Annotated in this window: 24 protein-coding genes and 2 tRNA genes; 5 read left to right on the top strand and 21 right to left on the bottom strand. The window is 37.5% G+C overall.

Annotation, left to right across the window (positions count from 1 at the left end; all coding sequences use genetic code 11):
* Positions 1-4: 4 nt before the first annotated feature.
* The 7 genes from EIY84_RS07990 to EIY84_RS07960 form a co-directional block, all read right to left on the bottom strand.
* On the bottom strand, positions 5-1,165 hold the full coding sequence (locus tag EIY84_RS07990) for a Fic family protein (protein WP_124641984.1): 1,161 nt from the start codon (positions 1,163-1,165) through the stop codon (positions 5-7).
* 409 nt (positions 1,166-1,574) lie between these two features.
* Complete coding sequence (locus tag EIY84_RS07985; protein WP_124641982.1) at positions 1,575-2,666, bottom strand: restriction endonuclease subunit S; 1,092 nt, start codon at positions 2,664-2,666, stop codon at positions 1,575-1,577.
* Entirely contained in the window at positions 2,666-4,123 is a 1,458-nt protein-coding gene (locus EIY84_RS07980) for a type I restriction-modification system subunit M (protein WP_124641980.1), read from the bottom strand. The genes EIY84_RS07985 and EIY84_RS07980 overlap by 1 nt, the downstream gene beginning before the upstream one ends.
* Before the next feature lie 140 nt (positions 4,124-4,263).
* Positions 4,264-4,340 (bottom strand) — tRNA-Asn (locus EIY84_RS07975).
* A 60-nt stretch (positions 4,341-4,400) separates the two neighbouring features.
* Positions 4,401-4,474: transfer RNA gene (locus EIY84_RS07970), tRNA-Asn, on the bottom strand.
* Positions 4,475-4,562: 88 nt separating this feature from the next.
* A complete protein-coding gene (rseP, locus tag EIY84_RS07965) occupies positions 4,563-5,891 on the bottom strand; it encodes an RIP metalloprotease RseP (RefSeq protein WP_124641978.1) in 1,329 nt (442 codons plus the stop codon).
* 164 nt (positions 5,892-6,055) lie between these two features.
* Entirely contained in the window at positions 6,056-6,496 is a 441-nt protein-coding gene (locus tag EIY84_RS07960) for a DUF6646 family protein (protein ID WP_124641976.1), read from the bottom strand.
* A 111-nt stretch (positions 6,497-6,607) separates the two neighbouring features.
* Between EIY84_RS07960 and EIY84_RS07955 the strand changes: the two genes are divergently transcribed.
* Positions 6,608-7,366 (top strand): amidohydrolase, encoded by a 759-nt coding sequence (locus EIY84_RS07955; RefSeq protein ID WP_124641974.1) that lies wholly within the window; start codon positions 6,608-6,610, stop codon positions 7,364-7,366.
* A gap of 76 nt (positions 7,367-7,442) precedes the next feature.
* Here the strand turns inward: EIY84_RS07955 and EIY84_RS07950 are convergent, their stop codons facing one another.
* The gene (locus EIY84_RS07950) at positions 7,443-9,632 is read right to left on the bottom strand and encodes a S46 family peptidase (RefSeq protein WP_124641972.1); all 2,190 of its coding nucleotides are present in this window, start codon (positions 9,630-9,632) and stop codon (positions 7,443-7,445) included.
* Positions 9,633-9,729: 97 nt separating this feature from the next.
* On the opposite strand from EIY84_RS07950, the gene EIY84_RS07945 reads away from it, so the two are divergent.
* Positions 9,730-10,164: an META domain-containing protein gene (locus EIY84_RS07945; RefSeq protein ID WP_241154758.1), complete on the top strand. Its 435-nt coding sequence runs from the start codon at positions 9,730-9,732 to the stop codon at positions 10,162-10,164.
* A gap of 111 nt (positions 10,165-10,275) precedes the next feature.
* Here EIY84_RS07945 and EIY84_RS07940 read toward each other — a convergent pair whose 3' ends face one another.
* The 6 genes from EIY84_RS07940 to uvrB form a co-directional block, all read right to left on the bottom strand.
* Positions 10,276-10,743: a hypothetical protein gene (locus tag EIY84_RS07940; protein WP_124641970.1), complete on the bottom strand. Its 468-nt coding sequence runs from the start codon at positions 10,741-10,743 to the stop codon at positions 10,276-10,278.
* Positions 10,744-10,768: 25 nt separating this feature from the next.
* Complete coding sequence (gene accD, locus EIY84_RS07935; protein ID WP_124641968.1) at positions 10,769-11,617, bottom strand: acetyl-CoA carboxylase, carboxyltransferase subunit beta; 849 nt, start codon at positions 11,615-11,617, stop codon at positions 10,769-10,771.
* A 64-nt stretch (positions 11,618-11,681) separates the two neighbouring features.
* Entirely contained in the window at positions 11,682-12,752 is a 1,071-nt protein-coding gene (fbaA, locus tag EIY84_RS07930; RefSeq protein ID WP_124641966.1) for a class II fructose-bisphosphate aldolase, read from the bottom strand.
* Positions 12,753-12,864: 112 nt separating this feature from the next.
* The gene (locus EIY84_RS07925; RefSeq protein ID WP_124641964.1) at positions 12,865-13,731 is read right to left on the bottom strand and encodes an NAD kinase; all 867 of its coding nucleotides are present in this window, start codon (positions 13,729-13,731) and stop codon (positions 12,865-12,867) included.
* A gap of 3 nt (positions 13,732-13,734) precedes the next feature.
* Positions 13,735-14,388, bottom strand: coding sequence for a CBS domain-containing protein (locus EIY84_RS07920; RefSeq protein ID WP_124641962.1), 654 nt, complete (start codon positions 14,386-14,388; stop codon positions 13,735-13,737).
* A gap of 295 nt (positions 14,389-14,683) precedes the next feature.
* Positions 14,684-16,675 (bottom strand): excinuclease ABC subunit UvrB, encoded by a 1,992-nt coding sequence (gene uvrB / locus EIY84_RS07915; protein WP_124641960.1) that lies wholly within the window; start codon positions 16,673-16,675, stop codon positions 14,684-14,686.
* Between the two features lie 98 nt (positions 16,676-16,773).
* Here uvrB and EIY84_RS07910 point away from each other — a divergent pair, with 98 nt between their 5' ends.
* On the top strand, positions 16,774-17,274 hold the full coding sequence (locus EIY84_RS07910; RefSeq protein WP_124641958.1) for a DUF6646 family protein: 501 nt from the start codon (positions 16,774-16,776) through the stop codon (positions 17,272-17,274).
* A 60-nt stretch (positions 17,275-17,334) separates the two neighbouring features.
* Here the strand turns inward: EIY84_RS07910 and EIY84_RS07905 are convergent, their stop codons facing one another.
* From EIY84_RS07905 to EIY84_RS07890, 4 genes are all read right to left on the bottom strand, one after another.
* Positions 17,335-18,585 (bottom strand): cystathionine gamma-synthase family protein, encoded by a 1,251-nt coding sequence (locus tag EIY84_RS07905; protein ID WP_241154757.1) that lies wholly within the window; start codon positions 18,583-18,585, stop codon positions 17,335-17,337.
* A gap of 116 nt (positions 18,586-18,701) precedes the next feature.
* Positions 18,702-19,436, bottom strand: a complete 735-nt coding sequence (locus EIY84_RS07900; protein ID WP_124641956.1) for a YggS family pyridoxal phosphate-dependent enzyme — start codon at positions 19,434-19,436, stop codon at positions 18,702-18,704.
* Between the two features lie 58 nt (positions 19,437-19,494).
* A complete protein-coding gene (locus EIY84_RS07895) occupies positions 19,495-19,905 on the bottom strand; it encodes a BrxA/BrxB family bacilliredoxin (RefSeq protein ID WP_124641954.1) in 411 nt (136 codons plus the stop codon).
* Positions 19,906-19,998: 93 nt separating this feature from the next.
* Complete coding sequence (locus EIY84_RS07890) at positions 19,999-22,518, bottom strand: ATP-dependent Clp protease ATP-binding subunit (protein WP_124641952.1); 2,520 nt, start codon at positions 22,516-22,518, stop codon at positions 19,999-20,001.
* 183 nt (positions 22,519-22,701) lie between these two features.
* On the opposite strand from EIY84_RS07890, the gene EIY84_RS07885 reads away from it, so the two are divergent.
* Positions 22,702-22,956 (top strand): uroporphyrinogen decarboxylase, encoded by a 255-nt coding sequence (locus EIY84_RS07885; RefSeq protein ID WP_124641950.1) that lies wholly within the window; start codon positions 22,702-22,704, stop codon positions 22,954-22,956.
* On the opposite strand, the gene EIY84_RS07880 is transcribed toward EIY84_RS07885, so the two are convergent.
* On the bottom strand, positions 22,939-23,556 hold the full coding sequence (locus EIY84_RS07880) for an endonuclease III domain-containing protein (protein WP_124641948.1): 618 nt from the start codon (positions 23,554-23,556) through the stop codon (positions 22,939-22,941). The genes EIY84_RS07885 and EIY84_RS07880 overlap by 18 nt on opposite strands.
* Before the next feature lie 93 nt (positions 23,557-23,649).
* Between EIY84_RS07880 and bcp the strand changes: the two genes are divergently transcribed.
* The gene (bcp, locus tag EIY84_RS07875) at positions 23,650-24,096 is read left to right on the top strand and encodes a thioredoxin-dependent thiol peroxidase (protein WP_124641946.1); all 447 of its coding nucleotides are present in this window, start codon (positions 23,650-23,652) and stop codon (positions 24,094-24,096) included.
* A 23-nt stretch (positions 24,097-24,119) separates the two neighbouring features.
* Here the strand turns inward: bcp and EIY84_RS07870 are convergent, their stop codons facing one another.
* Positions 24,120-24,737, bottom strand: coding sequence for a hypothetical protein (locus tag EIY84_RS07870; RefSeq protein WP_124641944.1), 618 nt, complete (start codon positions 24,735-24,737; stop codon positions 24,120-24,122).
* A 10-nt stretch (positions 24,738-24,747) separates the two neighbouring features.
* Positions 24,748-25,830 (bottom strand): mannose-1-phosphate guanylyltransferase, encoded by a 1,083-nt coding sequence (locus EIY84_RS07865; protein WP_241154756.1) that lies wholly within the window; start codon positions 25,828-25,830, stop codon positions 24,748-24,750.
* Between the last annotated feature and the right edge of the window lie 3 nt (positions 25,831-25,833).

The following is a 25,833-nucleotide window of genomic DNA, read 5'->3' as shown; positions in this document are numbered from 1 at the left end:
GGGTTTAATTATCATTTACAGGTAAAAATCCTTCGTCTCCTAGAATTTTGATAACTCCTCTTAGAAGATGGTTGTTCTGGAAATTGAGAATATATCTCCTAGCTCCCAATTCTTCCGGAATCAACATTTTTTTATCGACCAATTTCTTAATTTCTCTAGAGATTTGTGAAGTGTTTTTAGAAGAGAAAATTTCCTTTAAATCATCATTTTTAATGATTTGTTCTTCTATCGTTTTTCTAAGTATTTTTGCTTCTATATCTGTAATAAATTTTCTTTCAAATGAATAATTAATAGCAGGAATTAAGATATACGATTTCAGGAAATTATAGTCCGACAACTTATCAATTTTTTCAATTTCCTCTTTTAATCCTCTCAATACATATTCACACCATTCTAAAATCCCTTCTCTAGTGCCTGTATCCGCTTTAGAAAGCATATCGTAATAGGTATTTCTATTGCTGCAAAATACGGCTGTTGGGTTTATAATTCTTCCTGCATTTAAATTCAAACCACTTTTTACCAGCATGGCATAAGTAAAAAGCCTTACAGCTCTACCGTTTCCGTTTCCAAAAGGGTGAATCCACACAAACCTATGGTGTGCAATAGCAGCTTTTAATAAGTCATATTTTGTAGAGTGTTCGGTATTGATAAAACGAAACAATTCATCCATATAAGACTCTATTAAATAAGAATCTGGAGGTAAATGGGCAGAATTATTAATTTTGATATTGTGACTTCTGTATTTTCCGGGGGTTAAATCTCCTTCTCCATTTGGTGGAGGAGGTAGATTGTTGACCGCAATTTTATGCAGTTCGCTAATCATTATTTTATTTATAGGATATTCTACAACACTATCCTCAATAAACGCCATAGCTTCATCTATATTATCAATTTCTAAAAGCTTAAAATTTTGTTTTTTAGGTTCGTCTTCAATCTTGGTTTCTACATACTCTGCAATGGTCGTGTTATTCCCTTCTATTCTAGCAGAACCCATACTTTCTAACCAATGAAAAATAGTTTTTAACTGAAAAAAAACTTCAGGATGGGTAGAGCCTCCTAATTCTTTTTTACGAAGATGCTCCAGCTCTATAATTAGATCTGTTAGAGGCGAATCAAAATCTGGTTGTAATAAAGTTAGCTCGTATGGATTAAACTTTGCTGTCATAGACAATTATTTGCTACAAAGTAAATAATTATTTGCCACTAAAAAAATAATTATTTGCAAAAAAAACAGAAAAAGTATTCATTAATAGTGTTTTACAGCGTTGTTCCTTTTCCGGTTATTTGCCAAAACCCTGTTGCAACATTTGCGGAATAGCACAACTAACATTTGCTATCTCATCTAAAAACTATGTGAAAACCTTTAGGTTCTATGGATTCTTTAACACCAATTGTTCTATGTTTCTAAGTGGTTTAACATTTTTACCACATAGAAACATAGGTTGTGTCAACAATCAACAGAAGTAGGAATAGAAGCTTTGCTTTCACATGAGTATAGTGTGGCTTGTACGGTTATTTGCCAAAACCCTGTTGCAACATTTGCGGAATAGCACAACTAACATTTGCTATTTTGACTAAAAAGAAAAACTCTCTTGCAACAATGCCTGAAACAAATCTTCTGACTGCTCTGCCTGCCTTTTTACCAATGCCTTCTGTAACTCTATGTTCTTTATCTTCTCTGCAAATGCGGTTTGGAGAGCGAGAGGTGGGATAATTACATGAAAATTTCTAATATCTGATGCTTTTAAAGCAGGGTAATTAGCACCAGATACCATTCCTTCAAACTTACTAGTTACAGAATCTGAATTTAAGAATTCAAATAGAAAATTTTCATCTATTAATTCATTTTTACACCTAAAAACATAAAATCCTGTTGACCCAATAAATCCATCACAATTATTTACTGCAATATTTTTTAAATTTGGACGAACTGTTGATAATAATACATCTCCAGCTTTTAGGATTTGTTGAGCCCTTGAAGGTCTTTCATCAATCTTATACGAAGTTGTACTAACAATTTTCTTTCTTATATTATCCACAGATGATATATCTACATATTCAATATAATCAGGTTCTGTTATTTTACCTAAATTTTTTATTGGTAATGTAATTTTATCTACTATCACTTTCTCCCACCCCATTTCATTTTTCACCGGGTCGCCAAACATTTCTATAAAAATAGACTGTGCCAATTCATCATATTGTGCAAGGAGTTCTTGGTCTTTTTTCCTTAAAGCATCGGCTTTGTCCAACTTCTCCGCAATCGCTTTTTGCGTAGAAAGAGAGGGAAGTGGGATTTGGATTTTAGAAAATTTAGAAATCCAATATCTTTGATGTTGTTCTGAATTTATTTTGATAGTCTGAATTAAATAAAACAAAAACCTAATATCAGCAACATTTTCATTACAACTCAAAATTTTCATTGCTGAAGATTTTACTTTAAAAGGAAAATCTACAAATTTTGTAGCTGTTGTAAAATCATCAAATATTATTACAGGTAATTTAGTGTATATATTGTGATTTTCATTTGTATAACCAAGAATAAAAGATTTACCTGCTGTTAATACTGGAATTTCAAATTCATCATTATACAAATCACTATCAACAATGTAATTTGTTGGTTGCTCATATTGAAGTACCTCTCCAAGCTCAACTTTTTTATACATTAATTTAGATTTAAAAGTTCAACCATCAACTCTCTCCTCTCCTCATCTAGTTTTTGGATATTGGCAATAATCTCTACAGGTTTGGCGTATATTTTTTGCTCATAGACTACTTCTTTGTATTTGTTAATGCTAAGATCATATCCATTGTCTGCAATTTCTTGTTTGGGTACAAAGAAACTTTGTTCTGTTCTGGCTCTATGGGTTTCGTTTTCTCGGTTGTGGTAGCGTGCAACCACATCTGGGATATCGTTTTCTTTCACAGGGTTTCTCTTGTCGTCCAAGCTGTAGCCATCGGCTTTCATATCGTAAAACCAAACTTGGTCTGTACCTCCGGCATTGGTTTTGGTAAAAATAAGGATGGCGGTAGATACTCCGGCATAAGGCTTAAAAACCCCGGAAGGCATAGAGATTACCGCTTGCAGCGCCTGGTTTTCTACCAGTTCTTTTCTAATTTTTTTGTGGGCAGTAGAAGAGCCAAACAAGACACCGTCTGGGATAATCACCGCACATCTACCACCTATTTTTAGACCTTTCAGCATCAATCCCAAAAACAAGAGTTCTGTTTTTTTGGAATCTACCATAGCAATTACTTTTTCGTCCACCGCATCTTTGTCCAAACTCCCTTTGAAAGGCGGATTAGCAAGTATCAAAGATACCTTGTCTTCAAAATCGGCATTGGCTTGGGACAGAGAATCTACATCTTTCAGCTGTGGGTTTTCTATACCGTGCAAAATGAGGTTCATAGCACCAATCCGGATCATGGTCGGGTCAAACTCCATCCCTTGGAACAGGCTGTTCTGATAATGATTTTGCACCGCAGGTTTTAGCAATTCTTGTTTATAATGGGTATTGATGTATTCTGCCGCACCTACCAAAAAGCCGCAACTCCCGGCGGAGGGATCGCACACCACATCTTCTGTGGTGGGCTTCATGAGTTCTACCATCATTTTGATGATGTGTCTTGGCGTTCTAAACTGTCCGTTGCTGCCGGCAGTAGAGAGTTTGCTCAACATGTATTCGTAAAGGTCGCCTTTGGTGTCTTTGTCTTTCATGTCTATGTTGTCCAACATTTCTACCACCTGCGCCAGAAGTCTGGGCGTGGGAATCATAAATGCGGCATTTTTCATAAACTTGGAGAAGGCGGTGCTTTTTCCGCCAAAGTTTTTCATAAAATCAAACACACCGTTTTCTTTTTGAAACAACCTGAACATTTCTTCGGGCGAAATATTTTTGAAATTGCTCCATCTCAAGTCCTGATTTTCTGTGGTGTAGATAAATCCGGATGGGTCGCCGGTGATAAGGGCTTCTTGTTGCGCCCTATTTTGGAGCTCGTCCAACTGCTTGATGAAGAGTAAAAAAGTAATCTGCTCGATAACAGAAAGCGGATTGGACAAACCACCACTGTGAAACGCCAACCAAACTTGGTCTATCTTGGATTGTAATTCTTGTGTGAACATGTTGTTATTTAGAAAATGCTAAAATACAGTATTCTTATTGATAATGATGACGGCAACCAAAGATCAATGACAAAAGTTGTGGGTAAAAAACCGAATAAAAACAAAAAATCCAGTAAATCATTGACTTACTGGATTGCTGTTGGCTCCTCCTGCTGGGCTCGAACCAGCGACCCTCTGATTAACAGTCAGATGCTCTAACCAACTGAGCTAAGGAGGAATGTCCTTTTTTTGCCTAAAACTTTAAAAAGAAGACTCAAACCTTACGATTTGAGTCTTGCTCCTCCTGCTGGGCTCGAACCAGCGACCCTCTGATTAACAGTCAGATGCTCTAACCAACTGAGCTAAGGAGGAATGTCCCTTGTTTTAGGTGGTGCAAATATAGGAACACTTTACATATCTTGCAAATATTTTTTTTAATATTTAAACTAAAATTTCTTTACTATTTGAAAATCAATTTAAAAATATCACTTCCAAATATGAGAACCATAAGTCCCATTAAGAAAATAACACCGATCATTTGGGCATTTTCCAATACTTTTTGAGGCACCGGTTTCCCGGTAATCATTTCCCAAAGGGTGAACAACACATGTCCACCGTCCAAACCTGGGATTGGGATAAGGTTAAGGAATGCCAACCACACCGAAAACATGGCGGTAAAGCCCCAGAAAAACTCCCAATTTACCGTCTCCGGCATTTGCTTAATAATTCCTATGGGACCAGAAACTTTCTTGTATCCTTCGGTCTTGGTGTTAAAAACGATTTTAAACTGTTTCACCTGCATCACCAAAACATCTATGGTCCTTTCTAAACCTCTACCAAGGGCTTCAAAAAATCCAAATTGTTGATTGACCTCCGATGCGTTGAAAACCTTTCCTAAAGTTTTAAAATTAGAAAAACCTATTTTCCCTTCTTTATCCGGAGTTACGGTAAGCGTCTGTGTTGTATTGTTTCTTAGTACAGAAAATTCTACAGGTTTGTTTTTAAAATTCTGAATGGATGTACCCACCTCATCATAAAACTGAATGGGATTTCCGTTGATGGCCGTAATTTTGTCCCCAATCAAAAGGCCGGCTTTCTGTGCAGGACTGTTTGCCACAACCGTATCTACTACAGCTTGTGTTCTGGCCAGGAAATACGCCTTGGCTTCGTTGGATTTCAATATTTCTGCTACACCGTCTTCATTCACCGGGAAAGTCACTTCTTTGCCGCCTCGATCTACGGTAACAGTGTTGGCAAATAACATGTTGATTGCCGAAGTTTCAAACTTTGGAGCTTCTTTATCATCAATTTTCAGAATTTTATCACCATTTTTCAGACCCATTTTCTCTGCAGCCGGAGTTACCGCAATTCCGTATTCGAATTTGCTGTTATCGTGATAGGTTTCTCCTTTGAAAAAGCTTAGACATCCATAAATTAACCAAGCCAAGAAAAAGTTAACCGTAACCCCTCCCAACATGATGATGAGTCTTTGCCAAGCGGGTTTGCTACGAAACTCCCAAGGTTCGGCAGGTTTTTTCAATTGTTCGGTATCCATACTTTCATCGACCATACCGGCAATTTTTACATAACCGCCAAAAGGCAACCACCCAATTCCGTATTCGGTATCACCGATTTTCTTTTTGGCAATGGAAAACCATGGATCAAAGAAAAGATAGAATTTTTCTACTTTGGTTTTGAAAAGTTTTGCTGGGATAAAATGTCCCAATTCGTGTAGAATAACCAAAATGGAAATGCTAAGAATAAATTGAAATAACTGTACTAATGTCATGAATTTATTTTAAATTGAATTAAAGATTTGCAAATGTACTAATTATCAAATCCATGCCAAAGTGGAAAAGACAAGAAAAACGATGGATTTTTACGAATAACGGTTGGGTCAAATACAAAAAGCCGAACTCGATGGTCCGGCTTTTAATATATTCGTAATCGGTCTTAGAAGTTGAAAGAAAGACCTAGAGATCCGTTGTTTCCGAATTCTCCATAGATACCAACATTGTTGTTGAAGAAATAACGAACACCGATGTGAGCACCAATACCAAAATCGTCGTGCAAAACGCCCAAATCCAATCCTGGATAGATGTCCCATTCTTTTGGTAAGTTAAGGGGTTGTTGCAAGTGTGCATTTACCCTTCCAAAAAGGAAAACATTGTTGTCGTGGTTGTTGTCTTTATACCCAGAGAAATAAACATTAGCACCCGCTCCGATGGAGATAATTTTGGACAAACCGTAGTCAAAAGTACCTACCAAACCGGTACCATAACCCCAACCGTTGAAGCCAACGGACAATTTCTTATCTCCTTTTCCTGTGTATGCTTGTGCAGAAACCAAACCTCCCATTAATGCCAATGAAAGGGCTAAAAATAGTTTTTTCATAATGTAAAATATTAATTTTAGATTGTACAAAAATAGCTCAAAAAAAGAAATTAAACCCATAGAAAAACTTCTACATTTATTTCAAGTATCTTTGTGTAAAATCTGAAATCAATGGATGTTTTAAAAATTGTGGGTTTGAATTTGGACATCGAATGGAAATCCAAAAAGAATAACTTTTCTACTATTGAACGAAATTTTGACGGAATTATTGCAGACCTCTTCATATTGCCCGAAATGTTTGCCACCGGCTTTTGTATGGATGCCCAAGAAATTGCCGATCAAGACGGCGAAACACTGACCTGGATGCAATCCTTTGCTCAACAAAAAAATACCGCCATTTGCGGTTCTGTTTCCGTGTTTGAAAACAACAAATTCTACAACCGTTTTTACTTTGTAAAGCCCGATGGATCCTACGAATATTACGATAAAGCCCATTTGTTTTCTTACTCAGGCGAAGACAAAGTGTACAGTCCGGGAACGGAAAGAAAGGTTATCGATTACAAAGGATTTAGCATCCTTTTGCAAGTGTGCTACGACCTGAGATTTCCTGTTTTTTCCAGAAACAACAACGATTACGACGCGGTGTTGTATGTCGCCAATTGGCCTACACCAAGAGTCGATGCGTGGAATCATTTGCTAAAAGCCAGAGCGATAGAAAATCAGGCTTATGTTTTTGGGGTTAACCGAATTGGCACCGATGGCAACCGCTTGCATTATACCGAAAGCAGTTCTTGTTTTTTTGCGGATGGAACTTTGATTTCCACCAAGAAGGGAGCTCTTATTTTTGCTGAATTTAACAAAAATAACCTTCAACAATTTAGAGAAAAATTTCAATTCTTGAACGACAGGGATTCTTTTCAGCTTTTATAAGCCAATCATTCATCAAATCATTCATCAACAAAAAAGCCACCTAAACAGGTGGCTAAATTGTATACAACAGAAAAAATTATTTCTTTTTCTTTTTGTCGGTTGGCATTACCGTTTTTGTATTTTTTGGAGTGTTTTCGTCTCTAACCAATTTCATTTCTTTGATTAGTTTATTCGCTCCAGCAAATTTGTCCATAATCCATAGTGCATATCTTACATCCAAGTTGATGGTTCTTTGCCATTCTTTTTCAAAAACGATATCTCCACTTAGTGCTTCGCTGTTTCCGTCAAAAGCCAATCCGATTAAGTTACCGTCCGCATCGATAATAGGCGATCCGGAGTTACCTCCTGTAATGTCGTTGTTGGACAGGAAGTTGATAGGCATGTGACCAGCAGCATCTGCATATTGACCAAAATCTTTAGCATTGTAAAGGTCGATAACTCTTTGTGGCAAATCGAACTCTTCATCGTCTTTTTTGTACTTAGCAATCATACCTGCCATATCGGTATAGTAGTTATCGGTAACACCGTAATACTCTCTATCCGATCTCATTGGTAAGTCTTCTACCGTACCGTAGGTTAATCTCATGGTAGAGTTGGCATCCGGATAGAATTTTTTCTCCGGCATGGATTTCATCAATCCGTTGATGAAAATTCTTGTGTTTTTAGCAAATGCCTCATCGATCAATTTGAATTTTTCACCTTGCAATCTGTTGTCGTCCAATACACCAAGAGCAAATTTTCTCAAGTTGTCTGCATCCAATTTCAGTTTATCCGGGTTGTTTACAAAGTTAACAGCAGACATTTTGCTTGCAAAAATTGAAGATTGAGCAACCAAAGAAAGGGACTTCACATCGATATTGGTCAAGTGTATTGCTGCTACTTCTTTATCAACTTTTGTTTTATACAAATTGGCCATAGAGTTTAGCATTTCGCCTTCCAATTCTACATTGAATTTGTCGTACACCTTCATTACCGCTTCCATAACTTTAGGTTTCATGGCAATTCTACCTTGCATATCTTGTTCTGCATAAGTTTTGAACAATGAACTTAATTGCGCAGAAACTTGAATGTATTTTGCATTTCTAAGCAATTGCCCCATGTACATTTTCTCTACATTTCTGTTAGAAGCTTGCTTGTAGTACATGTTGATGTTGTCCAAAATATCTTCGTACTCTTGGTTGCCCGGTTGCAAAGACCAAGAAATGTATTTTTGTTCCAATGCTTGCTTGTCACCAATTGTACCGTTTTTGTTAACAGCATCAATGGTACCTTGTCTGTTTTTCCAATAGTTAGCCACCGATGCATATTGAGATGCATAATTCAGTTTTGTAGCAACATCTTTGTCCATGTATTTTTTCATTACATCCATGGCAACTTTAGAAGCCTCTACCCAAGCCGGATAGTCTTTGGTTACCATTTGCTGAATTCCGAAAGAAGTAAGATATCTGTTGGTAGTCCCAGGATATCCTGCGATCATGGCAAAATCTCCTTTTTTAACACCTTTCAAAGAAATTGGTAGGAAATGTTTAGGTTTCAACGGAACATTCTTAGGAGAGTATTCTGCTGGGTTTCCTTTTTCGTCAGCGTAAACACGGAAAACAGAGAAGTCGGCTGTATGTCTAGGCCATTCCCAGTTGTCTGTATCGCCTCCGTATTTACCTAAAGAAGCAGGCGGAGTCCCTATCAAACGAACATCTTTATAATCTTGATATACGAAATAATAGAATTCATTTCCGTTAAAGAACGACTTGGTAACTACCGTATATTTTCCGTTTTCGGAGTTTTCTTTTTCGATGGCTTTAAATTCTGCTTCGATGATGTTTTTTCTCTCATCGGCAGACATTTTATTGTTTAGTTTAGAATTGATTCTTTGTGTTGCATCATCCATTCTTACCAAGAAACGAACATAAAGATCTTTCGCGTGGATTTCGTCGTTTTGTCTTTGTGCCCAGAATCCGTTTTTCAAGTGGTTTTTTTCTGGAGTAGAAGCTGCGGCAATTGCTCCGTAACCACAGTGGTGGTTGGTAAATATCATCCCTTTTTCGGAAACGATCTCACCGGTACAGAAGCCTCCAAAACTTACGATGGCATCTTTCATACTGGATTGGTTAACCGAGTAAATTTCTTCAGGAGTGAGGTGCAAACCTTCTTTTTGCATATCTACTCCGTTCAGTCTTTTGATGAGCATCATAAGCCACATCCCTTCATCTGCACGCATTTGCAGGAAACTCAACAAGAAAGTGAGTGCTAGAAATATTCTTTTCATTTTATAAAAAATAAATTTTTCGGCTAATTTACTAATTTATACTACAAAAAATAGTTAAAACGGCATAAAATTGGTTATTTAGCTTCAAATTTTAGACATGAATTTCAAAAAAACCACCTTTTTACTGGCATTGTCCCTTTTTTTGGCATGGTCTTGTCAGGTTAAAAAAAATACAAAGTCCCGTTACCAAAGGCAATGGATGCTTGTTTCTTTTCAGGACTATTCAAAAGATTTTTTGATGAAAAATAAGGCAGAACTAAACTTGTCCCAATCAGATCCTGAAAACCCTCAGTTTTCTGCCTACATGGGGTGCAACCAAATGATGGTGAGTGGTGAGGTGAAGGGCAATTCCAAAATAAAATTAGAAGTAACTGGCGTTACCATGCAGTTTTGTGAAGGAAATATGGACTTGGAAAGAAAATTTATCGCGTCACTACAGACGATGTCCCGTTATAAAATAGAAGGACACTTTCTGACATTGTCTGACGAAAAAGGCAACACCATGAAATTTGTAGCTGCAGATTGGGATTAGGACAATGGGTTGTTTACTTCAATTCATTCAATCTACATAAAAGAGAAATGTTATAAAAAAAACGAAGAGGCTAAAAATTAACCTCTTCGTTTCTATTACGATTACTTTGTTTTAAAGCTTATTAATTGCTGATACATACGCTTTTAATTCTTTACCATAAAAGCTAGACCATGATTTTCTTTTATATATTTTATCGGTCTTTCTATCAATAATAAAAAATCTTTTCCCAGGTACACTATATGATTTTCCAGTCCCTATTTCGCTTACCGAACCGGACTCTCGTTCATAATCCATAACATAACGATACACATTAACATCACTATATTTAGTTTTAACCTCTTGTTCTGTGGCAAGAATGTATTTTCCTGAATAATTTTCAAAAGCAGATTTTACATATTTATCATAACTCGATCTATCTTTTATCACCGCAATAAGAGTAGATGCATCGGTAGCCATATCCGGTGGGATTTCACCTGACTCCACGGTAATTGTATTTGCATTTACACCAACACAAGATACTACAGAAAAAGACATCATTAATACGGTAAAAGTACCGATAATGTTTTTTTTTAATTTCATAAATGTTTTTTTTTAATGAGAATGTCTATTTGTTCATTAACAAGCATAATGTTTTGGAAATAACCTCCTTCGCATCTGTTCTTTTTACAATGAAATCGACAAATCCTTTATCTTGTAAAAATTCAGAAGTTTGAAAACCTTCAGGCAAATCTTTCCCTATCGTTTCACGGATCACTCTTGGTCCAGCAAATCCGATTAAAGCTCCTGGTTCCGCCATAATTACATCGGCAGTCATGGCGAAAGATGCTGTAATACCTCCAAAAGTAGGGTCGCATAGATAAGCAATGTACGGCAGTCCTGCTTCTGACAGCTGAGCCAATTTACTCTGAACTTTTGCCAATTGCATTAGGGAATAAGTGGCCTCTTGCATTCTAGCACCACCGGACTGACAAATGATCATGTAAGGAAGTTTGTTTTCCATGCAATAATCAATTGCTCTACGGATTTTTTCGCCCATAACAGAACCCAAAGATCCTCCAATAAAAGCAAAATCCATACAAGAAATGACCATTTCAGTACCGTTTACTTTACCCACCGCATTTCTGATGGAATCTTTCAACTTGGTTTTTGCGGTAACTTCTTTTAATCTATCGGTGTAGGCCTTGGTATCTTTAAAGTTCAGCATGTCCACACTCTCCACATCTTTGTCCAATTCTTTGAAATTGGCATCGAACAAGATGTCGAAAAATTCGTTACTTCCAATTCTCACATGGAAGCCGTCTTCAGGAGATACGAAATTATTTTTCTTTAGCTCTTCGTGTTCCACCACTTTTCCGGAAGGCGTTTGGTGCCACAATCCTTTAGGAACATCTTTTTTGTCCTCTGTAGAGGTTGTAATATTTTGCGTTTTTCTTTTAAACCAATCGAATGCCATAGTCTATTCTTTTAGGGTATAAGGTTAAAAAGTTCCTTATCGACTAAGGAACTTTGATTTTTTATTATCTCAATGTATCAACATTGTTTAGGTCTTCAAAAGCTGTGATTAGCCTTTTTACGAAAGTTTCTTCTCCTTTTCTAAGGAAAGCTCTTGGGTCGTAGTATTTTTTATTCGGTTTTTCTTCTCCTTCTGGATTGCCTATTTGGGTTTTCAAATAATCGATGTGATTCACGATATAATCTCTAACTCCCTCGTTGTATGCGAATTGCAAATCGGTATCGATGTTCATTTTTATCACACCGTAATCGATAGCTTCTCTAATTTCTGCCAAAGTAGATCCCGATCCTCCGTGGAATACAAAATTCACCGGTTTTTCGCCGGTTCCGAATTTTTCCTGAACAAATTTCTGTGAGTTGTCTAAAATTTTCGGAGTTAATTTTACATTTCCTGGCTTATACACTCCGTGTACATTTCCGAAGGCGGCTGCAATGGTAAAATTCGGAGAAATGGCTTTCAATCTTTCATAAGCATACGCTACTTCATCGGGTTGTGTGTACAGTTTTGAAGAGTCGACATCGGTATTGTCCACGCCGTCTTCTTCACCACCTGTAATTCCCAATTCGATTTCCAAAGTCATTCCCATTTTTGCCATTCTTTCAAAATATTTGCAAGAAATGTCTAGGTTTTCTTCCAAAGACTCTTCAGAAAGATCCAACATATGAGAAGAGTAGAGCGATTTTCCGGTTTGCTTGTAAAATTCTTCGCTGGCATCCAACAAACCATCAATCCAAGGCAATAGTTTTTTTGCAGCATGATCGGTATGCAAAATTACCGTTGCTCCGTAAGCTTCAGCCAAGGTATGGATGTGTTTTGCACCGGCAATCCCACCCAAAATGGCCGATTTTTGACCTTCTGTACTCAACGATTTCCCAGCGTTATAAGCTGCTCCGCCGTTGGAGAACTGGATGATAACAGGTGCATTTAACTTTGCCGCAGCTTCCATGGTTGCGTTCACATTGCTGGATCCGATCACATTAACTGCCGGAAGTGCAAATTTATTTTCTTTTGCATATTGGAAAATATCCGTAACCGTTTGTCCTGTGGCAACTCCTGCCGGAAACATTTTGCTCATAATTTTTTAGTTTTTTTATGGGATTTTTTTACCGCGTAAAAATACAAATTAATACTGAAAAAAAAACAGGTCTCTATGGATTCTGTTAATCTCTGATTTACAACAATTAACTTTAATTTCTTTTGTCTTTTCCCCAGAGTAGTTTTTGCCTGATGGTTTCATAAAAACTCAAATCTTTTGGATGCAACAATAAGATCTGAAACTTTGCTTTTCTAAGTATAACTTCTTCATCCACATTAAAATGGATAAGTCTGGAGTCCAAAGAAAGTGAAAACTGGGCAGCGCGACTTTCGATGTTTAATTTTATTTCGACATCGTCATTTACGATTAACGGTCGAACATTCAGGTTGTGAGGAGCAATGGGTGTTAATGCCAAATTATTGTTATTGGGCGAAATGATGGGGCCGCCGCAACTGAGTGAATATGCTGTAGATCCCGTTGGTGTAGAAACAATCAATCCATCACCCCAGAAAACATTGAGAAACTCGCCATCCACATAAGAATCTATGGTGATCATGGAAGTCGTCTCGGTTCTGGAAATGGTAACATCGTTCAAAGCATACGGAAAAACGCCTTCTTTTTTTGGCGAAACGACCTCGATTACCGATCGTTTGCTGATAGCGATGTTCCCTTCAATAATGTCGTCCAGACGGTTGAACACCTCGGCTTTGGTAAAACTGGAAAGAAAACCCAGTCTTCCGGTGTTGACTCCAACGATGGGAATTTCCAAATTTTCTATAAAAAGTAGAGAACTTACGATGGTCCCATCGCCGCCAAATGTAAAAAACAAATTGACTTCTTTTTCTTGAAGTTCTTTTTTAGAATCGAAAGTATCAAAATCTTTAGAAAACTGCATGGCTTCGGCCATATCTTTATGCAGAGTCACTTCAACTCCTCTTTTATCGAGTTCTGATATAAATTTGCTGAGATACAAAAAAGTATCCAAATCGGTTTTCTGAGTATAAATCGCTGCCTTCATGAGTTAGAATTCTAAATATTTCTGAAAAAATCCAAATCGGTCTTTCATCAATGCGTCCCTAGAGTCGTCATAATGTTTGTGAACCACCAAATAACCGTATCTCTCGAAAGTTTCATCTATGGAACTCAGATTTTCACTGGATAATTTCAGGGTAATCCAAAAATTATCTTCATTAATCTGGCTGATGTAACATCCGTAAATCTTGGCATTGTTGGACTCTACAATATTGGAAATTTCTGTGAACGAATAGTTTTTTGTTGCCGTTTGTATGGTGAGCACCGCACCGTTTTCTGAAAACAATGGAAATTTTGAAAACTCACTAAAAACATCGTCACTGGAAATATAGCCCAAATATTTTTCTGTTGATCCGATGACAGGAACTACATTCGAATTGAAAATATGAAACAACTTGACCGTATCCAACAAATTTCCGTCGGCTAAAATGGCAAATTTTTCAAAATGCATTTCAAGACTTCCTAAATTTCCTTCTGCCGCATCTTCTAAAAAAGATACGGAAAGTGCACCGAAATAAGTTCCTTTTTTCTTTACAAAAACATGGGTATAACCGAAATCTTTTGCGGTCTCATAGGCTTCTTCAATGGTATCGTTGAAACTAAAAATGGGGTAATCCTTGGAGATATAGTCTTTTATAAACATAAAGCTAAAATAGGAAAAACTTTATAATGAACAATAACAAGTTCCGTGAAAGTTATTCGCTAAAAATCATTTTAACACCAAAAATTGATCCCTACTCTTTCGCTAAAGAATGCTACAATGTAAAAAAACAATCTTTTCTTTTGGATGATAACAAAATAAAATATACCTTTGTCGCCTTTCATTTTTACTTTTTATTAGATTTATTTCAAACTGCATTGTCTATCAGGACTTTGCGGTTTTTCTTTTTTTAGTACGAAAGGATGCAATAGATATCATTTTCTGTATTTGTTCGTTTTTACGATTTCAACGCTGCTATTTCGTCCCTTAGTTTGGCAGCTGTAATGAAGTCTAAATTTTTTGCAGCCGTTTCCATTTCTTTTTGTTTTTGATTAATAAGTTCAGCCAAACCTTCTTGGTCATAGCTTTCTTTGACCTCGGCAACTTTTTGTATGATTTCTTTTTGGGTATATCGGGTATCCGGGAAATCTTTGGATCGGCCCACCAGATTTTCAGAAATTTTCTTATTGAGCGGCATGGGTTTCAATCCATTTATTTCGTTGTACCTCATCTGCTTTTCCCTTCTGTAGCTGGTTTCGTCCAAAGTAGCCTGCATGCTTTTGGTCATCTTATCCGCATACATAATTGCTTTACCGTTGATGTTTCTCGCAGCCCTACCAACCGTTTGTATCATCGATCGTCTGGATCTCAGCATCCCTTCTTTGTCGGCATCCAAAATAGCAACCAATGATACTTCTGGCAAATCAAGTCCTTCACGAAGGAGATTGACCCCTATCAAAACATCGAACAAGCCCAAACGAAGATCCTGCATGATCTGTATTCTTTCCAAAGTTTCAACATCAGAATGAATGTACCGGCAACGAATTCCGAATTTCGTGAAATATTTGGTCAGTTCTTCAGCCATTTTTTTGGTGAGAGTGGTCACCAAAACCCTTTCATCCACTTCTGCTCTTTTCTGGATTTCTTCTATCAAATCATCAATTTGGTTCACGCTTGGCCTTACTTCGATAATGGGATCTAGAAGTCCTGTAGGACGGATAATCTGCTCAATATATTCGCCTTCGGTCATTTGAAGTTCATAATCTGCCGGTGTTGCAGAAACATAGATGACTTGATTTTGTATGGCTTCAAATTCTTGAAATTTCAAGGGTCTATTGTCCATCGCAGCCGGCAATCTAAAGCCAAATTCTACCAAAGATTCCTTTCGGCTTCTGTCGCCTCCGTACATGGCATGAACTTGCGGTATGGTCACATGACTTTCGTCGATCACCATAAGGTAATCTTTCGGAAAATAATCCAACAGGCAGAACGGTCGCGTTCCGGGCTCTCTCCCATCCATGTATCTCGAATAATTTTCTATACCACTGCAATACCCCAATTCCTTAATCATTTCCAGATCCAGCTCCGTTCTTTCTTGCAATCGTTTAGCTTCTAAAGGCCTTTCGGTATTGGCAAAAAAATCAACCTGTTTTACCAGATCATCTTGTATGTCTCTGATGGCATGGTTCATGGTTTCTTTGGTGGTCACAAATAAATTGGCCGGATAGATTTGAATTTGTTCAAAATTCTCTTCTACACTACCATTAACCGGATCAAAAGTTTGAATTTTTTCAATTTCATTTCCAAAAAATTGCACACGAATAGCGTTATCGGCATAGGCAGGGAAAACATCGATCACATCTCCTTTTACACGAAAAGTCCCTCTTTGAAATTCATTCAAAGTCCTGGCATAAAGCGCATTGACCAAAGCATGAAGAAACTGAGTTCTGGTCATGCTCTCTCCTTTTTCAATAGAGATCAACGACTTATGGAACTCCGTAGGATTTCCGATACCGTAAATGCAAGAAACAGATGCCACAATCAAAACATCTCTCCTTCCGGAAAGCAAACTCGCTGTGGCCGAAAGTCTTAGTTTTTCCACCTCTTCATTGATGCTCAGGTCTTTTTCAATATAAGTTCCCGTACTGGCTATATACGCTTCTGGTTGATAATAGTCGTAGTAGGATACAAAATATTCCACAGCATTGTTGGGAAAAAATTCTTTGAACTCCATGAACAACTGTGCCGCCAAAGTTTTATTGTGCGCCAAAACAATAGTTGGTCTCTGTATATTCTGTACGACATTAGCTATGGTAAAGGTTTTTCCAGAACCGGTTACTCCCAATAAAGTTTGGAATTTTTCGCCTTGCTCAATACCTTGAGTTAACTTTTCTATGGCTTGAGGTTGATCTCCGGTTGGAGAAAATTCGGATTGCAGTTGGAACTTCATTTTGCAAAATTAAGCAATAAGTTGATACTTCATTTTAACCTTTTTTATTTCATCATTCAAATATGTATCTTTGTGCCGTAAAATTTTTAATATAAATTATGAAAAAAGTATTTTTTGTAGCTGCATTGGCAATATTTGGATTATCCAATGCACAGACCGTAGCGTACAAAGGCAAAGGAGATGTAAAAGGACAATTGGCCGCTAATTTCCAAAAAGGTGGAACTGGAGTTTTGGCCGGTGTGGATTATGGTTTGGGAGAAAGCTTCTCCATCGGAGCACAAATGAGCTACTTGCTTGGTGTTGATGAAATTGCCGGTGTAAAACCTGATTTCGGAGACCGAATTGATGCAAAAGTAAGATTCAATGCCAACTTAGGTTCTGTATTGAAATTGCCTTCTAATATTGATGTGTACCCAGGTTTGGATCTTGGACTTAAAAATTTTGGAGGACATATTGGTGCTCGTTATTTCTTTGACAAAGGTTTTGGCGTATTCTCTGAAGTACAGTTTCCTTTTGCCAAATACAGCGACAAGAACAAATTGTTCCACAATCTGAACAACCAATTCAACTTTACCATTGGTGCTTCTTTCGATTTGTAAAAACGATTCAATAAAAATATTAGCGGAGACTTCATCTAGAAATCTCCGCTTTATTTTTAATTATATTTTATCCAAGGCCTGAGAAATATCGGCGATGATGTCTTCGTAATGCTCAATACCTACTGAAAGCCTTACCAATTTGTCGGTAATTTGCAGATGATCGGCCAAGTCTTTTGGCAAACTGGAATGTGTCATGGTTTTTGGATGCTCGATCAAAGATTCAGTTCCACCAAGACTAACTGCCAATTTTATCATTTTCAAATTGTTCAACAAAATGAAAGCTTCTTTTTCTCCACCAATGACATCAAAAGAAATCATGGCTCCAGCCGATGAATATTGCTTTTGATAGGTCTCAAATTCAGCATCTCCATTTTTTAAATTTCCCAGATAATAGGTTTTCTCCACTTTGGGATGGTTGGATAAAAAAGCATTGACTTTTTCAGCATTTTCAGCTGCTTTTTCCATTCTTATTTTCAAAGTTTCCAAGCTTCTCAGCATCAACCAAGCGGTAAACGGCGAAAGCATATTTCCTAAGAAAGTTCTTTGTACTTTGATCCTTTGGATCAGTTCTATATTGGCACAAACGGCACCTGCAATCAGGTCGGAATGTCCACCGATATATTTGGTTGCCGAATAAATAGACAAGTCGGCACCGTGCTGCAATGGGTGTTGCCAGATGGGCCCCATATAGGTGTTGTCCACCGCTAAGATTACTTTTCTTTCGTTTCCAAAACCGTCCGCCACTTTTCTACACGCTGCAATGTCGATTAAAACATTGGTTGGGTTGGCAGGAGTTTCTATGTAGATCATGGCCAATCGATCGGCTTTTCCTGTGTTTTTAATTTTTTCATGCAAGGAAGTAAGCTCTTCACCCGGTCGGAAAGGAAGGACTTCGACCCCTATTGATGGTAAATACGATGTGATATAATGCTCGGTCCCGCCGTACAAAGGTTCGCTATACACCAAAAGGTCTCCTGGTTTTAGAAACTCTAAAAGTACGGTCGAAATGGCCGCCATTCCGGAAATAAAAGTAGCACAATCATCCGCCTTGTCCCATACAGACAAGCGGTTTTCTAAAATTTCCAAATTGGGATTGTTTAATCGAGAATAGATCAATCCCATTTCTTCGTTAGGATTGGACTCTCTAAGTCCATAAGCCAATTCGAAAAAAGCCTTTCCTTCTTCTGCATTTTTAAAAACAAAAGTAGAGGTTTGGAAAATGGGGCACTTAATTGCTCCCTCGGACAAATGGGGTTGATATCCTAAGGACATCATTTGAGACTCGGGTCTCATCATTTCTTCAAAATTCATAATTATAGTTCTTTCGTGTGCCCTAATTTAAACTTTTTTAATTTAACATAAAAAGCAATATAAAACTCTGACACACTTTGTTTTAAACTTAAAATCATAATCTCATAAATGAAAAATTAGCCTTGACCTTCATTCCAATAATAAGAATCGGGATAAATTCTTTTTCCAAAAATTGCAGTTCCCACTCTAACAATGGTAGCTCCTTCTTCTATGGCGATTTCCAAATCCCCAGACATTCCCATAGAAAGCTCTTTCATTTCTACATTTGGGATATTGGCGTCATTAATTTCTTGTTGAATTTTTTTTAACAACTGAAAACACGGCCTTACTTTAGATTCATCATCAGAAAAAAGCCCAATGGTCATCAATCCTTTGATGTGGATGCGATCCAGCTTGGCAATGGCTTGGGTAAGATCTAAGACATTTTCTGGAGCTGCACCAAATTTGCTGTCTTCATTGGAAGTGTTCACTTGGATAAGGATGTCCACATTTTTGTCTTCCATTTCCAATCGTGCTTGTAGTTTTTCGGCCAAATCCAATCGATCCACGGACTGAATACAAGTTACGCCGTATCGTATAACTTCTTTGATTTTATTGGTTTGCAAATGCCCAATAAAATGAGATTGATGAGGAGTCTCTTGTAACGCCTCATATTTTTCTTTTAGCTCCTGAATTTTATTTTCAGCGATCAATTGATAACCGGCATTAACAGCCTGTTTTATACGATCTGGTTTTACGGTTTTTGTTGCCAGCAACAATTGCACTTCCGAAGGTTGTCTGTTGGCTTTTTCGCATGCCAAATTGATGCGATTTTGAATGATTTTGAGGTGGGTTATGATGTCGTTTTCCATGATTGTAAAAATAAAAAAACCGCAATTTCTTTGCGGTTTTATTCGTGTTGTGTGAGATTTAGCAATACTCTTCGAAAGCAGCATAAAGATTGGCTGCAATCGCTTCTGCCGGATTCCCTTCGATGTGGTGTCTTTCCAACATGTGTACCAATTCTCCGTCTTTGAAAAGAGCAATACTTGGAGAACTTGGCGGGAATGGTGCCATAAATTTTCTAGCTTCAGCAACAGCGTCGTTATCAAAACCCGCGAAAACCGTCAATAAATTTTCAGGTTTTTTCTCGCCGGTCAATGACATCACAACTCCCGGTCTAGCTGCACCAGCTGCACATCCGCAAACGGAGTTTATCATTACCAAAGTGGTTCCTGATTTTTTCATAGCTTCATTTACCGCTTCAGCTGTTGTAAGGTCTTGGAAGCCTTTATCTGTAAGTTCTGCCTTCATAGGCAAAACAAGTTCTTGTGGATACATAGTGTACTTGTATATTAAATTAAACTAAATATTTGCTGTATAACAATTTTAAGTTGCAAAGATAGTGATTAATTTCGGACTAAATTATCTTAACTATCCTTCTGTTTTTTTGCTTTTTTTCTCTTTTTTTTGCAGAGCATCTTTAGCTTCATTCAGCTCCAAAACCAAGGATTCTCCTTCAACAATTTGTTTGTTGACCAACAAATCGGCCAAAAGATCTTCAATGTATTTTTGAATGGCTCTCTTCAGAGGTCGTGCTCCAAAATCTTTGTCCCAGCCTTTTTCTACGATAAAATCTTTGGCTTCGTCCGTCAATTCTACTTGGTACCCAAGAGCTTCTAATCGTTTGTACAATTTGGAAAGTTCTAAATCGATGATCTTTCTGATATCGTCTTGTACCAACGAGTTGAAGATGATAATATCATCAATTCTGTTGAGGAATTCCGGTGCAAAAGCCTTTTTCAAAGCATTTTCTATGGTACTTCTGGCTCGTGCATCCGAAGTGGTTTTTTTGGCTGTTGTGCCAAAGCCTACCCCATCTCCAAAATCTTTTAAATCTCGGGTTCCGATGTTAGAGGTAAGGATGATGATGGTATTTCTAAAGTCAATTTTTCTACCCAAAGAGTCCGTTACATGACCTTCATCCAATATTTGCAATAAAATATTGAATACATCCGGGTGTGCTTTTTCTATCTCATCCAAAAGAACTACAGAATACGGTTTTCTTCTTACGGCTTCTGTCAGTTGCCCTCCTTCTTCATAACCAACATATCCTGGAGGCGCTCCAACCAATCGGGAAACGGCAAATTTTTCCATGTACTCGGACATATCGATACGGATCAAAGCATCGTCGGAATCGAACAGTTCTTTTGCCATTACTTTTGCCAATTCGGTTTTTCCGACCCCTGTTGTTCCTAGGAAAATAAATGTACCAATTGGATGGTTGGGATCTTTCAAGCCGGCGCGATTTCTTTGAATGGCTTTCACCACTTTTTTCACAGCGTCTTCCTGACCGATCACTTTTCCGTTCAGTTTATTGTCCATTTGAGCCAGTTTGTCCAACTCGTTTTTCCCCACTTTGGTTACCGGCACTCCACTCATCATAGAAACCACTTCAGCTACATTTTCCTCGGTTACGGTTTCTTTTTTCTCTTTTACTTCTTTGTCCCATTCTTCTTGAGCTACGGCAAGTTCCCTTTGCAGTCTTTCTTCTTCATCTTTCAACTTTCTGGCCTCAAGATAATCTTGTCTTTTTACCGCATCGTGTTTTTGATCTTTAATCTCTTCGATTTTTTTCTCATTTTCGATGATGGTGGAAGGTACTTTCATGTTTTTGATGTACACTCTGGATCCGGCTTCGTCCAAAGCATCGATGGCTTTGTCCGGAAGGAAACGATCGGTGATGTATCTGGAGGTTAGATTGACACAAGCCGTAATCGCTTCTGGTGTGTATATCACATTGTGATGCTCTTCGTATTTGTCTTTGATTTGGTTTAGAATCAGGATGGTTTCTGCAATGGAAGTCGGTTCTACCATTACTTTTTGGAATCGTCTTTCCAAAGCGCCATCTTTCTCGATGTATTGACGGTATTCGTCCAAAGTTGTTGCTCCAATGCATTGCACCTCTCCCCTTGCCAATGCCGGTTTGAACATGTTGGAAGCATCCAAACTTCCTGTAGAACTTCCCGCACCAACAATGGTGTGCAACTCGTCGATAAACAAGATGACATCTCTATTTTTCTCCAATTCGGTCATGATGGCTTTCATTCTTTCCTCGAATTGTCCACGGTATTTGGTTCCGGCAACAAGGCTGGCCAAATCCAAAGTGATCACCCTTTTGTTGTACAAAACACGGGACACTTTTTTCTGTTGGATTCTTAAAGCCAAACCTTCAGCAATGGCCGATTTTCCTACACCCGGTTCACCGATAAGCAACGGGTTATTTTTCTTTCTTCTGGAAAGAATTTGAGAAACGCGTTCTATTTCTTTTTCTCTACCAATTACAGGATCCAATTTTCCATCTCTTGCCAAGGCAGTTAGATCCCTACCAAAATTATCTAAGGTTGGGGTCTTGCTTTTTCCTGCAGCAATGGTGCCCAAAGGTTTTCTCATTTGCCCGTATTCATCCCTTTCTTCATCGTCGTCGTAGGCGCTCATTTTAGGACTTTGTCCAAGGTTTTTTAGCATGGTTCTGTATTCTTGAGTGGCTTTTTCGTAATCGATGTCGTAAGCACCTAAAATATTGGTAACCGGATCTTCCTGTTTAAAAAGAATGCCCAACAACAGATGCACCGTATTGATCTCGGCACCTTGATATTGCCTTCTTTCCAATTCGGCTCTTTTTACGGCTTGATCTGCCATTTTTGTTAAAGAAATATTGGCAACCGCTCCAGAAAAAGGATTGGGATTGGTGGCATTCATGGTTTCAATCTTTCGACGAATCTGAGGAAGATCCGCTTGTAACGAAATCAAAATATCTTTTGCGGAATTTTCTGTTTCGATGATTCCTAACAGCAAATGTTCCGTATTAAGAAACTCACTTCTCAATCGTTTTGCTTCGCTTTTACTTTGTTTGAACACTTGGTCCAAACCTTCAGAAAATTTATAATCCATAATTTTGCTCTTGATTTTATCGTTGAGGAATTCCTCGACTTTCTCAAAGTTACAAATTCTTTACCAAAATACAATGGTGACTTTTTGGCAGAGTGAATTTTTCATATTTTTGACACGCATCTTTCTGTAATTCAAATATATTATTTTATTTTACAGTAGATTATTTATGGTAAAAAACAATTTATGGGCACAGAAATTTCAGATTTTATGGGGTATGGGGCATCGTTATTTGTGGTGCTAAGTTTCATGATGAAGGATGTAAAAAAAATTAGGATCATCAATTTTATTGGCTGTTCACTTTTTGTTACTTATGGCATCATGAAAGGAGAAGGTCAGATTTCGGCAATGTATTGGCCGGTTATCATTCCGAATTTAATCATTTGTTTTGTTCAAATCTATCATTTGAATAAAAAAGATTATTTAGCTCCCAAACAATAGCGGAGTAATGTAGTCTTTTCCTTTTCCACGAGCCGGAGAGTACTCTCTTCCATAAAGTATTATTTGAATATGAAGCTTGTTCCAAGAGGATTTTGGAAACAATTTTTTGGCGTCTTTTTCTGTTTCAGTAACATTTTTACCTGCAGTCAGTTTCCACTGTATCATCAGTCGATGGATGTGGGTGTCCACAGGAAAAGCAGGAATACCAAAGGCCTGGCTCATGACAACAGACGCTGTTTTATGGCCTACACCTGCAAGATTTTCTAAGTCTTCAAAATTTTGTGGAACTTCGGAACCGTGCCTTTCTACCAATTGTTCGGCCATCAGTTTTAGGTTTTTGGCTTTGGTATTGGACAAGCCGATTTCTTTGATTAGTTCTTTAATTTCAAAGACTTCTAAAGCCGCCATTTTTTCGGGCGTTCCGGCTATGCGAAAAAGTTCAGGCGTAACTTCATTAACCTTTTTATCGGTGGTTTGCGCAGATAGAGCAACGGCTACCAATAATTCATAGGGATTTGTATGATCCAACGGTATGCCTACTACAGGAAAACATTTTTCCAATTCTTCCATTACAATTTTTGCTCTTTCTTTTTTGGTCATAATTTCTACTTTTTACAAAAATATTCAATCTTTATTAATCCTCATTTTATATTCGACAGAAAAAGGACTAACTTTGAATAAAATCAAAAAATTATGTTGAAAGTAAACGATGCATTACCCGAATTTTCTGGACTGAACCAAGACGGAATTGAAATAAAATCTGTGCAATTTTTAGGCAAAAAATTGGTGATTTTTTTCTACCCAAAAGCCAACACACCCGGTTGCACTGCAGAAGCCTGCAATCTGAGCGAAAATTATTTATCTTTAAAAAACAAAGGATTTGAAATCTTAGGAGTCTCCGCAGATCCAATTAAAAATCAGAAAAAATTTCATGATAAATTTTCTTTCCCCTACGATTTAATTGCCGATGAAAATCGAGAAATATGCACTCTTTTCGGGGTTTGGCAACTTAAAAAATTTATGGGTCGGGAGTTTATGGGCATCGTTAGAACCACTTTTTTATTTGACGAAAACGGCATCTGCACCGAAGTTATAGAAAAGGTAAATACCAAAAACCACAGCAAGCAAATTTTAAAATAAAATCATGAAAAAAAGCCTTATCGCTAAGGCTTTTTTATGTTGAGTTTGTATTGTTGATGCGGGTTGTTCTTGCATTCTTTTCGGTACTTTTCGAAATAGACCGTCCCTTCCTTGAGATCCAACAGCAAGCCCGTTGTTTTGTCCACAAAAAGAGTATAGCTTTTCTTGGCAAATGGGCAATTTTCAGAAGAAACCAAGCCCATTTCTAATTGATAATTCTCTTTGCCCTCCACAAAGGATCCTGCAACACTTTGGTATTCTTCATCTATAAAATAACCTTTTAGCAGCATCATGGCAGCAGCTTCGTAGGCATTATCGATTTTCCCAATGAATTTTTTCAAACCTTCGTTATCGGTAATTACATTTTTGGTATTTCCTTTTTCGGTAACGATGTAATAGTAGGAATGGTCGATTGGCGATTGTAGAAACCCTTTATCCGAGACTTCATTCTTCTTTTTCCCGCCGTATTGTTTTAATTGATGCAAATTGTCACCATCAAAAAAATAAACTGCCCAACAATCAAACTTCTCATTGGGTTGAAGATTCTTAAATACCGTGTAGGTGTGATCGATCATCTTTTTTTCTTGACTAAAAAAAAGCGTAAACGAAAGCATAAAAAACAACTGACTTAACTTCTTCATTTCAAAAACATTACATGAATTTTTCGCCTTTTTTCAAAGTACGAAGATCGTTAACATAATCTTTGATAATCTGGTCGTTGTCTTTTGGACAAATCAAAAGTGCTTTATCCGTATCGACCACAATATAATTTTTCAACCCATCAAGAATTACGGCTTTATTTTTATTTTTAATCCGAACAATATTTCCTTTGGAATGATAGGTTTGTATGTATTTGGAGTTCATGGTGTTGTTTTCCTTATCTTTCTTGGCATTTTCAAACACCGAAGTCCAAGTCCCCAAGTCGCTCCAACCCAAATCGGCCGGTATTACAAAAACATTTTTTGCTTTTTCCAAAATCCCGTTGTCGATCGAGATTTTTTCTACTTTGGGGTAGATGGTTTCTATGCATTTTTTCTCGCCATCGCTGTTGTATTCGCAATGGTTAAACTCTTGCATCATTTCGGGCAAAAACTCTTCAAACGACTGAAGAATAGAGGTTGCACTCCAGATAAAGATCCCTGCATTCCAAAGAAAATCTCCACTTTCAATAAAAGTTTTGGCAAATTCCAAATTTGGTTTTTCGGTAAAGGTTTTCACCTTGAAATATTCTTCATTTTTCTTATCCACAAATTGAATATATCCGTAACCGGTATCCGGACGGGTAGGTGTGATCCCTAAAGTAACAAGATAGTCGTTTTTGTCAACCAAATCAAAGGCAATATTCAGTTTGTCCAAAAAAACTTGCTCTTTCATAATCAAATGATCCGATGGGAGCACCACGATCTTGGCATTTGGATTTTTTTGGCTAATTTTTTTGACCATGTAAAGATTACATGCCGAAGTATTTTTCACCATGGGTTCGCCTACAATGTTATCTGTTGGCACTTCCGGCAATTGTTCGCAAGTAAGATCAATATACTCGGAATTGGTAATGACAAAAATATTTTCCTTGCTCACAATCTGTGAAATACGATCATAAGTTTGTTGGATCATGGTTCTGCCCACACCCAAAATGTCTTGAAATTGCTTTGGAAATTTCTTCGTACTCATGGGCCAAAATCTACTTCCGACACCTCCTGCCATGATTACGCAATATCTATTAGAATCCGTCATTCT

The sequence above is a fragment of the Amniculibacterium aquaticum genome (assembly GCF_003852705.1).
GTDB classification, from domain to species: Bacteria; Bacteroidota; Bacteroidia; order Flavobacteriales; family Weeksellaceae; genus Amniculibacterium; species Amniculibacterium aquaticum.
Note: the sequence above shows the minus strand (reverse complement) of the source record. Positions and strands in the feature narration are given on the sequence as shown.